This window comes from Sinomonas atrocyanea (genome assembly GCF_030811715.1).
GTDB lineage: Bacteria > Actinomycetota > Actinomycetes > Actinomycetales > Micrococcaceae > Sinomonas > Sinomonas atrocyanea_A.
Genome location: NZ_JAUSRH010000009.1, coordinates 54,997 through 67,507, shown reverse-complemented (window position 1 = coordinate 67,507; position 12,511 = coordinate 54,997). Strand labels below are relative to the sequence as shown.

The window sequence follows — 12,511 nt, the reverse complement described above, 5'->3', positions numbered from 1 at the left end:
CTCAACCTAGGGACATGACCCCTCAACCGGCCTCCTGGCTGTGGGGTCATGTCCCTGCGCTGTGGGGTCATGTCCCTGCGTTGTGGGGTCATGTCCCTGCGGCCGGCGGGGTCAGCGCAGGACGGCGACGGCCTCGTCGACCGAGTCGACCAGGTGCACGCGCCCCGCCATGCCGCGCCCCTCGGCCAGCCTCGAGAGCAGCGGCCAGGCGGGCAGCTCCTCGGTCCAGTGCCGCACCCCGACGAGGACCATCGGGGTGATGGTCCCGTCCGCGCCGTAGTAGTTCTCGCACGCGTCCTGGAAGACCTCCTGCACGGTCCCCGCCGCGCCCGGCAGGAAGACGACCCCGCCGGTGCACTTCTCGAGGAGCACGGCCTCGCGGACCGAATTCGCGAAGTACTTGGCGACGTGGGTCGCGAACATGTTGGGCGGCTCGTGGCCGTAGAACCACGTCGGCACCCCGAGGTTCTCGGCACCGCCGGGGAACCCGCCGAGGACGCCGAGCGCGGCCCGCGCCCACGCGCTCACGGACGGGCGGAAGAGGGGCACGACGGCGATCTGCCGCTGCGCCGCGTCGAGCGCCCGCTCCGGGAACGCCGAGAGGTAGGCGCCGAGGTTCGCGGCCTCCATCGCGCCCGGCCCTCCCCCGGTGGCGACCACGAGCCCGGCCGCAGCGAGCCCGCGCCCGAGGCGGGCGGCGTCGTCGTACGTGCGGCTCCCTCGGGGGGCGACATGGCCGCCCATGACGCCCACGATCCGGCGCCCGGCGAACTCGCCCTCGAGCGCGTCCTGGAGGGCCTCGCCGATGTGGTGGTCGTGGAGGGCGGCCGAGATCGCGGACTCGACGCCGGCGCGCCCCTGCCGCTTGGTCCACGCGTAGATGAGGGCGTCCGGGGTCTGCTCGTAGGGCCGGGCCGTGACGCCCTCGTACAGCTCGGGCCCGGTATAGAGGGTGGGCCGGTAGGGGTCGAACGGGACGCCGGGGAGGATCGGGAAGACGAGGGCTCCGCGGGCGCGCAGCGACTGCTCCATGCCCTCGGCCAGCCGGCAGCCCAGAAACATCGCCCCCGAGGGGTCGAGCGCCTTGAGCGGACCCGAGCGCTCCGTGAGGTCGACCGACTGGAGGTGCCACCCCGCCATCGCCGTCGCACCGCCCGCCACGAGCGCATCGAAGCGCTCGAGGGACTCGACCTCGAGCGTCCGGGGCATCGGGCTCAGCGCGGGCGTGGCATTCATGGGGCCAGACTATCCACCCGCGGTGTTCAGGCCCCGGCCCTCCCCGCGTTGCCTACCGTTAAGTAAGGGGCACCACGATGTCGCGGGTGACTTCCCCCTGCAAGGCCCACAGCGGCGACACCCCTGCCCTCCTCTCCACCTCGCGCCGGGGCTTCCTGGCAGCGGCCCTCGCCGGCGCCGCCGTGACCCTGACGCCCATGAGCTTCGCGGCCGCGGACAGCGGTGCCCAGAAGACCAAGACGATCACCGGCCATCTGGACCCCGGGGCGGCCGACTTCGTCTACCTGCCCGTCGAGGTCCCGGCCGGCGTGAACAGGATCAGCGTCTCCTACACGTACAGCAGGCCCGCGGTGGCCCCCGGCCTGCTCTCCAACTCGTGCGACATCGGCATCTTCGACGAGCGGGGCACGCGGCTCCAGGGCAAGGGCTTCCGCGGCTGGTCCGGCGGCTTCCGGACCGAGTTCTTCATCAGCGCCGCCGAGGCCACGCCCGGCTACCTCCCCGGCCCCATCGGCAAGGGCACCTGGAACATCGCCCTCGGCCCGTACCAGGTCGCCGAGGCCGGCCTCGACTACACGGTCACCGTCACCCTCGACTACGGCCCCGACGGCGCCCCCTACCAGCCGAAGTACCCGGCCCCGGCCGTGGCCGGCAAGGGCGCGGGCTGGTACCGCGGCGACGCCCACCTCCACACCGTCTACTCGGACGGCAAGCGGACCCCGGAGGAGGTGGCCGCGGGCGCCCGCGCCGCCCGCCTCGACTTCATGATCTCCACCGACCACAACACGCCCGCCTCGCACGGGGTGTGGGGCCCGCTCGCCGGCAACGACCTCCTCATCCTCACCGGCGAGGAGGTGACCACGCGCAACGGCCACTACCTCGCGCTCGGACTGCCGCCCGGGGACTGGATCGACTGGCGCTACCGCGCCCGGGACAAGGGCTTCGAGGACGCCGCGCAGCTCATCCACGCCCGCGGCGGCCTCGTGGTCCCCGCCCACCCGTACTGCCCCTACGTCGCGTGCCGCTGGAAGTTCGGCTACGACGACGCCGACGCTGTCGAGGTCTGGACGGGCCCGTGGACCCACGACGACGAGATGTCCATCAGCACCTGGGACTCGATGCTCGTCCACTCCGTCCGCACCAACGGCCGCTGGCTGCCGGCCATGGGCAACTCCGACGCGCACAGCTCCCCGCAGGTCATCGGCTGGCCGCACAACGTGGTCAACGCCGCGGCGCTCTCGCACGACGCGATCCTGGACGGCATCCGCAGCGGCCGGTCCTGGATCGCGCAGTCGGCGGACATCACCCTCGACCTCACCGTGAAGTCCGGCGGGAAGACCGCGGGCATCGGCGAGCGGCTCGACGTCGCCCCGGACGCCCCGGTCACGGTGACGGCGAACATCGGCGGGGTGCCGAACGGCGTGGTGCGCTTCATCACCGACGAGGGCCAGACGCAGCAGGTCACCCTGCCGGCCTCGGGCCAGGGCACGGTCACGTGGGTCACCACCCCGCAGCTGGCCGCCTACCTCCGCGTCGAGGTCCGCCACCCGAAGGGCGACGGCACCTCGGGCAGCGGCACCGAGATGGGCCCGGACCTCCCCCTCGGGCCGATGGCCGCCCTGACGAACCCGATCTTCCTCGGGTCCAAGTAGCGGCCGCAGAAGCACGACGTCGGCGGGTCGCCTCGCGGGAGGCGGCCCGCCGGCGTCGTGCTCCGGGCCGGACCGGCCCGGATCCGGCGGCGACAGGAGGCCGGGACAGGAGTACCCTGCGGAGCATCCGAGGATCGAGAGCCAACCACCAGGAGGCCGCGATGTCAGGCTCACGACAGTCCATACTCCGGCGCAAGCCAATCGGTGAGATCGAGGACGAGCCAGGCATCGGGCACCTGTCCCGGACCCTCGGGCTCTGGCAGCTCACTGCGATCGGCGTCGGCGGGATCATCGGCGCGGGCATCTTCTCGCTCGCCGGCGCCGTCGCCCACCAGACCGCGGGGCCGGCCGTGCTCATCTCCTTCCTCGTCGCCGGGGTCGCGAGCGCGGCCGCGGCCCTCTCCTACGCCGAGTTCGCGGGCATGATCCCCAAGGCCGGCTCGGCCTACACCTACGGGTACGCGGCCCTCGGCGAGGTGGTGGGCTGGTTCATCGGCTGGGACCTGCTGCTCGAGTACACGGCCATCGTCGCCGTGGTCGCCATCGGCATCTCCGGGTACTTCGGGTTCCTCGTGGGCCAGCTCGGCGTCGACCTGCCCGCGTGGATGCTCGGTGCGCCCGGCACGGGCCCCGGGCACGTGGTGGACGTCTTCGCGATCATCCTGTGCCTGCTCACGGCCTGGATCCTCACCCGCGGGATCCAGAGCACCGGCCGGTTCGAGCTGCTGATCGTGGCCCTGAAGGTGCTGCTCGTCGTGGTCATTGTGGTCCTGGGCGTGTTCCACATCAACAGCGCCAACTACCACCCGTACTTCCCCTTCGGCTTCGGCGGGGTGATGACCGGGGCAGCCACAGTGTTCTTCGCCGTCTTCGGCTACGACGCCATGAGCACCGCCGCCGAGGAGTCCCGCGACGCCACCCGGCACATGCCCAAGGCCATCATCTACTCGCTCGTGATCGCCATGGTCCTGTACGTCCTGGCGACCCTCGTCCTCACCGGGATGCAGAACTACACGCAGATCGACCCGAAGTCCGGCTTCGCGAGCGCGTTCGCCGCGGTGGGGCTCCCCGGGGTGGCGGACGTGATCGCCGTCGGCGCGATCGTCTCGATCCTGACGGTGATGCTCACCTTCATGCTCGGCGTGACGCGCGTGTGGTTCTCGATGAGCCGCGACGGGCTGCTGCCCAAGTGGTTCGCCCGGACCGACCCGAAGCGGCACGTCCCCACCCGGGTCACGTGGATCGTCGGAGTCGGCTCGGCCATCCTGGCCGGCATCCTGCCGATCAACACGGTCGCCGAGCTGACTAACATCGGCATCCTCTCCGCGTTCGTGGTGGTGTGCCTGGCCGTGATCGTGCTGCGCTACCGCAGCCCCGAGATCCCCCGGTCCTTCCGCACGCCGCTCATGCCGGTGATCCCCGCGATCGGGGTCCTGTTCTCCCTCTGGCTGATCATCTCCCTGCCGTGGGAGACGTGGGTCCGGTTCGCCGTGTGGCTCGTGATCGGTCTCGCGATCTACTTCGGCTACTCCCGCCGGCACTCGCTGCTCAACCCGGACAGCCCGCGCCACGCCCAGGCGGGCGCCTCCAGCGAGCGGTGAGGCTCCGCGCACGACGCCGGGTGGCCGGCGTCGTGCGCAGGCCGCCTCCCCTAGCCGCGTACCTTCTCCACGAACAGCCCGGCGCGCGCACCCAGGCCCTCGATCCGCTTCGCCACGACGAGCGACGGATCGGGGTTGATGGGGTCCGCCGGCGGCTCGACGCGCACGTTGGCGCTGCACTCGAAGTCGGCGCAGATGAGGGTGCCGACGGTGTTGCCGTTGCGGCCCGATGCCCCGGCACGGCGGGCGACCCACAGGAGGACATCGTTCGTGGCGTCCACCGAGCGGCACAGCTCGCACAGCACGGCGCGGTTCTTCCGGGCGCCGCCCTCGGGCGCGCGGAGCAGGGCGGAGACGATCCGCCCGTCGGCCTGCGGCACCACGAGGTAGCCGCGCAGGGGCATCTTCGGGTCGCGCCAGCCCAGGACGTCGAGGGCGTCCCAGTCGAGGTCGTCGAAGTCCTTCGGCGGGCTGAGCCGGGCGGCCTCGGACCGGCTGGCGTTGATGAAGGAGGAACGGATCTGGTTCAGGGTGGTCTTCTGCATGGCAGGGCTCGCTTTGCGGCATCGCTTCGGGCCCGCGCTCGTCTGAGCGGGGCATGGCAAGGGCGGTGTCTGCCGTCCGCGGTGCCTGCGGAGGCCCCGGCGCGGCGTCCGGCGCGGCGGCGCGGGCATGCCGGGGCCCAGGGTTCGGGAAGCCTGGTTCAGGCGGCGGGGGCAGACGGGCGCAGGGGTGCGCAGCAGGCCGGAACGGCCACCCCGCTCACTGCAGCGATCACGTCTGCTCCCCCTCGTGGCGCCTGCCGGCGCGTCCTGGATGCCCCGGCGCACTGCCGAGGGCGTGATGATGGGCCGGACAATCCGGCTGGGCCGATCCTCGCAGATCTCCGGCGCCCACGTCCAGCCGAGCGCTCCGCCGCCCCTACGAGGCCGGGCCCTTCGCCGCCTTGTGGGCCCTCGCGGCGGCCTTCTGCTCGCGCTTGAACTCTCGCACCCTGGTGAGTGACTCCGGGGAGACGATGTCCGCCACGCTGCGGTGGCAGCCCTCCTCGCCGTAGGGGGCGGAGGCCTCGCGCCAGCCAGCGCCGGCGTAGCCATACTGCTTGCCCAGGAGCGCGAGGAAGATCTTGGCCTTCTGCTCCCCGAACCCGGGGAGCTTCTTCAGGCGCCTGAGCACCTCGGAGCCATCTGGGGCACCCTCGGTCCACAGGGCCGCGGCGTCGCCGCCCCACTCCTGCTCGACGGCCGCGCACAGCGCCTGCACCCGGGCCGCCATCGAGCCCGGGAAGCGGTGCACCGCGGGGGTCTCCTTGAACAGCGCTGCGAACTCGTCCGGGTTCGTGTGGGCCAGCGCGGCGGCGTCGAGGGTGCCGGCCCGCTCGGCGATCTTCAGCGGCCCGGCGAAGGCGGTCTCCATCGGGACCTGCTGGTCCAGGAGCATGCCGATGAGCAGGGCGAGCGGATCCTCGGTGAGCAGGCGGTCGGCGGCGTCGTCGCCGGTGATGCGCAGGGTCATGGCGCCAGTCTCCCACCGGGCGCCCTTCGGCCGGGCATATCGAAACAACTCGGGCCGCGATCGGCCGTCTCGGGGCCGCTTTCTGCCGCGAGTTGTGTCGATCTGCCCGGCGGGACGATCCCTCGGGCCCGACCAGGGGCCTCAGCCGTTGTCTTGTCAAATAGGCGAGTCCACACTCCGGCCGTCCATGGGGGCCCTGTCCCGGTCCGGTGCCCGCTGCTACGATCGCAAATGAGGTTTTGTCCTATCAACCAAACATTCGGCTCGGGCCCGCGCCCCGCCGGACCCAAGGAGGGGCCATGGCAGCCACCCTCAACATTCCGATCGACAGGTCCTCCCCCGTCCCGCTGTACCACCAAGTGGTCCAGGGCATCGAGGCCATGATCCGCGGCGGCCAGCTCGAGCCGGGCTCCAAGCTCGAGAACGAGATCGAGCTCGCCGCCCGGCTCAACCTCTCCCGCCCCACGATGCGCAAGGCCATGGACGAGCTCGTCCGCGCAGGCCTCCTCGTGCGCAAGCGGGGCGTGGGCACCCAGGTCGTGGCCAGCCAGGTGCGCCGCCACCTCGAGCTCTCGAGCCTGTTCGACGATCTGGCCCGCGGCGGCAAGCGTCCGAGCACGCGCGTGCTCACGTTCAGCCACGGTCCCGCGGACGCCGAGGTCGCGGAGACGTTGCAGCTGCCCGCCGGCGTCGGCGTGTACCACTTCACGCGCCTGCGCTCGGTCGAGGGCAAGCCCCTCGCGCTCATGGAGAACTGGGTCCGCGACGACGTCGCGGAGCTGACCGAGGGGGGCCTGCGCGAGCAGGGCATGTACCAGATCCTGCGGGACGGGGGCGTGAACTTCCGCCTCGCCAATCAGCGCATCGGTGCCGCCGTCGCGGACGAGTACCAGGCCGGCCTGCTCGAGGTGGCGCCCGGCTCCGCGCTCGTCACCATGGAGCGCACCGCGGTCGACGACACGGGCCGCAGCGTCGAGACCGGCCGGCACGTCTACCGCGCCGACTCCTACAGCTTCGAGATGACGCTCGTCCAGCGGTAGGCCTGCACTCAGGGCACCCCCGGATCAGCACCCAACCCGAAAGGAACCAGATGGCGCAGTGGGTCTATCCCCTCGGTTCGGCGAAGGACGGCGACTGGCAGGTCTCGCTCGGCGCCCACGACTCCGCCGCAGCCGTGGACGGCTGGGAGCACACGGGCCTCAAGGTCGCCGAGCTCGCACACGGATCCTCGGTGGCCCTCGACGCCGCGGCCGAGGAACGGATCGTCGTCCCGCTCTCGGGCTCCTTCGAGGTGACGGTCGACGGCGACACCCACCTCCTGCGCGGCCGCGCCTCGGTCTTCGCGGGCCCGAGCGACGTGCTCTACACGGGGATCGGGAAGGACGTCACCATCGCGTCGACCGAGGGCGGCAGGGTCGCCGTCGCCCTCGCACCCGCCAACGCGGACTACCCCACCAGACTCGTCCGCGCCGAGGAGACTCCCGTGGAGCTGCGCGGAGCGGGGAACTGCTCGCGCCAGGTCCACAACTTCGGCACCCCGGCGGCCCTCGAGGCAGACCGCTTCATCGTGTGCGAGGTCATCACCCCCGCCGGCAACTGGTCCTCCTACCCTCCGCACAAGCACGATGAGGAGAAGGAGGGCGAGACCTCGCTCGAGGAGATCTACTACTTCGAGACGCGCCTCGCACCCGGCTCCCCCACCGCCGGCACGGAGGGGGCGGGCGAGGACCCCGTGGGCTACGCCCGCATCTACGCCTCGGACGAGCGCCCCATCGACGTGCAGGCAGAGGTCCGCACAGGCGACGTCGTCCTCGTCCCCTACGGCTGGCACGGGCCCGCCATGGCCGCGCCCGGGTATGACCTGTACTACCTCAACGTGATGGCAGGCCCGGGCCGCGTCCGCCACTGGCTCATCAGCGACGACCCGCACCACGGCTGGGTTCGTTCGACGTGGGAGAGCCAGCAGGTGGACCCGCGCCTGCCGTTCACGTCCTAGGCAGCGGCCGGCTACGAGGCAGACGGGCTCGCGCTCGACGACGGGCTCGACGACATGCCCGAGGTCTCCGAGCTGCTCGGCGAGCTGGAGGAGCTGGGGCTGCCGGACTCGGTGGCGCCGGAGGTCGACGACGGGCTCGTCATTCCCGAGGACGGGCTGGTGGTCGAGGACCCGGTGGCCTTGTGGAGCACGTCGTTCACGAGCCCCTCGAGCTCGTGCTGGTCGGTGTCGCCGAGGTTGCCGCCGCTCTTGGTCGCGACGACGAGGAGCCTGCCCTGGGCGCCGGAGACCTGCATGAGCATGTCCGAGCTGTTGTCGCCGCGGGTGCTGACCGTGCCGAAGGTCTCGGCGGCGTCGGTGCTGGCCTGGAGCTGCTTGCTCGCGACCGTGACCTTCTGCCCGAGGGCGGACACCGTGAACTTGGCGCAGGTGCCCATCTTGCCCTCGATATCCTTCAGGACCTGCTGCGCGTCGGGGCCGTCAGAGCCGGACTGCGCCGACACCGTCCGCGGCTTCTGGCTGTCCGAGATGGCCACCGCCACGGAGCCGTTGTCCACGCTGTTGACCAGGCCGGCGGTCGCGATGGACTTGCAGTCGCTCGGGTCCACGGTGGCCGTGCTGAGCAGCACCTTCCCGAGATCCTTGCCCGCGTTGACCTGGTCCTTGGAGTAGGGCTTGAGGTCGTTCCCGTCGGAGTCCTTCAGCCCGGAGACCAGGTTCTGGAGGTCCGATTCGCTGTAGACCTTGGCGCTCGGGCTCGCCGAGGCGCTCGGGCTCGCGCTCGGACTCGCGGACGTACCGCCGCCCCCCGTGCAGGCAGCCAGTGCCAGCGCTGCGACCCCCACGAGCCCCGTGCCCAGAGCCTTCTTCTTCATGCCGTTCATGGTCGTCCTCCGCTCGTTGCGCTTCGTCACAGCGCCGTTACCCGACCACCGGCCTGCCCCAAACCATGGAGGCGGACCGGCTCGTCGCGTGGAACGGGGTGGGGTCGAGGGCGAGCTTCACCGGTACAGCTCCGGCTTCTCGTTGAGCACGACGGCGACCCGCTCGCCGCTCTTCTGCGCCTCGACTCCCGCCTCGCAGCAGGCCGCGGTGGCGTAGCCGTCCCACGCTGAGGGACCGCCGACCCCGCCTCCGAGGGCGGCGTCGACCCACGCCTGGACCTCGACGTCGTAGGCCGCCCCGAACCGCTCGATGAAGCCCGGAGTGACCTCGCCGCCCCACCGGCCGGACCGCCGGACGTAGGGGCCGAAGTCGCCGCCGATGTCCACGATCCCGTCCTCGAACGCCGCCTCGGTGGCCACCTGGTAGCCGAACTGGGCGTTGACGTAGATCTCGACGTCGGCCAGGACGCCGGATGAGGTCTCGAGGAGGACGTGCTGCGGGTCGTGCTGGCCCGCGGGCGCCTTCGAGGTCGCCTTGCCGAGGCGCACCTGGACGGAGGTGATCTCCTCGCCGGTGAGGTAGCGGATGACGTCGAACTCATGGACGACCGAGTCGTTGATGAGCATCTCGTTGGTGAAGCCCGGCGGGGTGTCGGGGTTGCGGTGCCGGCAGTGGAGCATGAGCAGTTCGCCGAGATCGCCCGAGCGGACGAGGCCGCAGAGCTGGGCGTACTCCGTGTCGAAGCGGCGCATGAAGCCCACCTGGATGCGCTGGCGGCCCAGCTTCTGCTCGGCCTCGACGATCTTCCAGGCGGAGGTGGCGTTCGGGGTGAGCGGCTTCTCGCACAGGATGGGGATGTCCCGCTTGAGCGCCTCGAGGAGCGCCTGCTCGTGGAGGAACCCGGGGGTGGCGATGAGGACGGCGTCCACCTCGCCCGAGCTGTACGCCTCGGCCGCGGTGGCGAAGGCGCGGGCGCCGGGGATGTCTGCGATCGCGGCCTTGGCCCGCTCGAGGTCGATGTCGACGACGGCGACCACGTCGGCGCCGTGGATGCGCGTGTGCAGGCGCTGGATGTGGTCAGCGCCCATGCGGCCGGCGCCGATGACGGCGACACGCAGGTTCTCAGCCATGGGATGTGCCTTTCTTCGTCAGACGCGCGTGCGGGAGCCGCACGAGAGGAGGTAGTTGCGGGTGCGCTTGGCGATCGGGAGCGGGACGTCGAATGCGACGGGGTACATGTCCTGCTCGACGATGCCGAAGATCGGGCGCTCGAGCGCCTCGACCGCCTCGATGACCTCGCGCAGGTCGGGCAGGCCCGACGGCGGCTCGGCCATGACGCCGGCAGTGTTGGCGGCGGCCCACGTCATGTTCTCGGCCCGGACCCTCGCGAGGACGTCCGGGTCGATCTGCTTCAGGTGCAGGTAGCCGATGCGCTCGGGGTACCTGCGGATGAGGTCGATGCTGCTCGCGCCGCCGTACTCGGCGTGGCCCGTGTCGAGGCACAGGGTGAGCAGCTCGGGGTCGGTGTTCTCGAGCAGCCGCTCGATGTCCGCCTGGCCCTGGACGTGGGAGTCCGCGTGCGAGTGGAACTGCTGCTTGAGGCCGAACTGCTCGGCGAGGCGGCGGCCCAGCTCGTCGTGGCCCTTGAACAGGGAATCCCACTGCTCGGGGGCGAGGACCTCGTTCTCGACCGCCTCTCCGGTGACGTCGTCGCGCCACATGGCCGGGATGACGACGATGTGCTCGCCGCCCATCGCGGCCGTGAGCTCGGCGACCTGGCGGGCCGGCGCCCATGCCTCCTCGAATGCTGCGTCCCCTGGCCGCCCTCCGCGGTGGAACGCCGTGAAGACCGTCCCAGCGGAAACCTGCAGCTCGCGGGCCTTGAGCTCGTCCGCGAGCCGGGACGGGTCGGTGGGGAGGTAGCCGTACGGGCCGAGCTCGATCCAGCGGTAGCCGGCCTCGGCCACCTCGTCGAGGAAGCGCTCCCACGGGGTCTGCTTCGGGTCGTCGGCGAACCAGACGCCCCAGGAGTCGGGGGCGGTGCCGATGGTGAGCTTGTTCTCAGTCATGGGTGTGCTCCGTGCGGCTGCGCTCAGTTGGAGGGGAAGTTGTAGGAGGCGCCGGAGGCGTGGGTGGGCTCGGGCCAGCGCTGGGTGATGACCTTGGCGCGCGTGTAGAAGGCCACGCCCTCCTCGCCGTAGATGTGCTTGTCGCCGAAGAGGGAGTTCTTCCAGCCGCCGAACGAGTGGTAGGCCACGGGGACGGGGATCGGGACGTTGACGCCGATCATGCCCACGTGGACACCGCGGTGGAACTTGCGGGCGTTGGAGCCGGAGGAGGTGAAGATCGCGGTGCCGTTGCCATACGGGTTGGCGTTGACCAGCTCGATCGCCTCCTCGACGGTCTCGACCCGGACCACGGAGAGGACGGGGCCGAAGATCTCTTCGGTGTAGGCGTCCATGTCGGTGCCGACCTGGTCGATGACGGTGGGGCCGAACCAGTTCCCGCCCTCTTTGCCGGCCACCGTGAACTCCCGCCCGTCGACGACGAGCTGCGCGCCGGCGTCGGCCGCGGCGGTGACGATGGACTTCATCCGGTCCTTGGAGGCGGCGGTGATGATCGGGCCCATCTCGGCGTCCGGCTCGGTGCCCTCGGCGACCCTGACGGCCTCGGCCCGGTCCTTGACCTTCCCCACGAGCGCGTCGGCCGCGTCGCCGACCGCCACGGCCACGGAGATCGCCATGCACCGCTCGCCGGCGGAGCCGAACGCGGCGGCGGCGAGGTGGTCCGCGGCGTTGTCCATGTCCGCGTCGGGGAGGATGATCGCGTGGTTCTTCGCCCCGCCGAGGGCTTGGACGCGCTTGCCGTGGGCGGTGGCGGTCTCGTGGACGTACTTGGCGATCGGGGTCGAGCCGACGAAGGAGACCGCGTCGACGTCGGGGTGGGTCAGGAGCCCGTCCACGGTCTCCTTGCCGCCGTGGAGGACCTGGAAGACGCCGTCTGGCAGCCCCGCCTCGGTCCAGAGCCGCGCGAGAAGGAGCGAGGCGGAGGGGTCGCGCTCGCTCGGCTTGAGGATGAACGTGTTGCCGGTGGCGATCGCGACCGGGGCCATCCACAGCGGGACCATGACGGGGAAGTTGAACGGCGTGATACCGGCGACCACGCCGACGGGCTGGCGGTAGGAGAAGACATCGATGCCGGTGGAGGCCTGGTCGGAGTAGGCGCCCTTGAGCAGCTGCGGGATGCCGCAGGCGAACTCGATGACCTCCAGGCCGCGGCCGATCTCGCCCTTGGCGTCGGAGAGGACCTTGCCGTGCTCGGCGGTGACGAGGCGAGCCAGGTCGTCCACGTGGGCGGCGACGAGCTCGCGGAACCTGAACAGGATGGCGGTGCGCTTGGCCAGGGAGATGTCGCCCCAGGTCTCGGCGGCCTTGCGGGCGTGGGCGACGGCGGTCTCGAGGTCTGCCGCGTCGGCCAGGCGCAGCTCGCCCGTCTGCTCGCCGGTGGCCGGGTTGTAGACCGGCTGCGTCCGCTCGCCGACGCCGTTGGTCTCCTCGCCGTTGAGGAAGTGCGGAATGGTCTTGACAGTCATGACGGTGTACTCCTGATGTGACGTGAGCGGGTGG

General features: G+C 71.3%; 11 protein-coding genes. 4 read left to right on the top strand and 7 right to left on the bottom strand.

Annotated features, from left to right (window positions below; all coding sequences use genetic code 11):
• Window positions 1-111: 111 nt before the first annotated feature.
• Window positions 112-1,236, bottom strand: coding sequence for an LOG family protein (locus J2W21_RS13985; RefSeq protein ID WP_307115117.1), 1,125 nt, complete (start codon window positions 1,234-1,236; stop codon window positions 112-114).
• Window positions 1,237-1,322: 86 nt separating this feature from the next.
• On the opposite strand from J2W21_RS13985, the gene J2W21_RS13980 reads away from it, so the two are divergent.
• A complete protein-coding gene (locus J2W21_RS13980) occupies window positions 1,323-2,888 on the top strand; it encodes a CehA/McbA family metallohydrolase (protein WP_307115116.1) in 1,566 nt (521 codons plus the stop codon).
• Window positions 2,889-3,049: 161 nt separating this feature from the next.
• A complete protein-coding gene (locus J2W21_RS13975; protein ID WP_307115115.1) occupies window positions 3,050-4,489 on the top strand; it encodes an amino acid permease in 1,440 nt (479 codons plus the stop codon).
• Between the two features lie 50 nt (window positions 4,490-4,539).
• Here J2W21_RS13975 and J2W21_RS13970 read toward each other — a convergent pair whose 3' ends face one another.
• Window positions 4,540-5,034, bottom strand: coding sequence for an FBP domain-containing protein (locus J2W21_RS13970; RefSeq protein WP_307115114.1), 495 nt, complete (start codon window positions 5,032-5,034; stop codon window positions 4,540-4,542).
• Between the two features lie 376 nt (window positions 5,035-5,410).
• Complete coding sequence (locus J2W21_RS13965; RefSeq protein ID WP_307115113.1) at window positions 5,411-6,004, bottom strand: HhH-GPD-type base excision DNA repair protein; 594 nt, start codon at window positions 6,002-6,004, stop codon at window positions 5,411-5,413.
• Between the two features lie 299 nt (window positions 6,005-6,303).
• Here J2W21_RS13965 and J2W21_RS13960 point away from each other — a divergent pair, with 299 nt between their 5' ends.
• Together J2W21_RS13960 and iolB are read left to right on the top strand one after the other, a co-directional pair.
• Complete coding sequence (locus J2W21_RS13960) at window positions 6,304-7,044, top strand: GntR family transcriptional regulator (protein ID WP_307115112.1); 741 nt, start codon at window positions 6,304-6,306, stop codon at window positions 7,042-7,044.
• Between the two features lie 50 nt (window positions 7,045-7,094).
• Complete coding sequence (iolB, locus tag J2W21_RS13955; protein ID WP_307115111.1) at window positions 7,095-8,000, top strand: 5-deoxy-glucuronate isomerase; 906 nt, start codon at window positions 7,095-7,097, stop codon at window positions 7,998-8,000.
• 11 nt (window positions 8,001-8,011) lie between these two features.
• On the opposite strand, the gene J2W21_RS13950 is transcribed toward iolB, so the two are convergent.
• From J2W21_RS13950 to J2W21_RS13935, 4 genes are all read right to left on the bottom strand, one after another.
• The gene (locus J2W21_RS13950; RefSeq protein ID WP_307115110.1) at window positions 8,012-8,875 is read right to left on the bottom strand and encodes a hypothetical protein; all 864 of its coding nucleotides are present in this window, start codon (window positions 8,873-8,875) and stop codon (window positions 8,012-8,014) included.
• Between the two features lie 126 nt (window positions 8,876-9,001).
• A complete protein-coding gene (locus tag J2W21_RS13945; RefSeq protein ID WP_307115109.1) occupies window positions 9,002-10,015 on the bottom strand; it encodes a Gfo/Idh/MocA family protein in 1,014 nt (337 codons plus the stop codon).
• Window positions 10,016-10,033: 18 nt separating this feature from the next.
• Window positions 10,034-10,954 carry a sugar phosphate isomerase/epimerase family protein gene (locus tag J2W21_RS13940; protein ID WP_307115108.1) on the bottom strand — a complete coding sequence of 307 codons (921 nt, stop codon included), beginning with the start codon at window positions 10,952-10,954 and terminating at the stop codon, window positions 10,034-10,036.
• Window positions 10,955-10,977: 23 nt separating this feature from the next.
• Complete coding sequence (locus tag J2W21_RS13935) at window positions 10,978-12,477, bottom strand: CoA-acylating methylmalonate-semialdehyde dehydrogenase (RefSeq protein ID WP_307115107.1); 1,500 nt, start codon at window positions 12,475-12,477, stop codon at window positions 10,978-10,980.
• Between the last annotated feature and the right edge of the window lie 34 nt (window positions 12,478-12,511).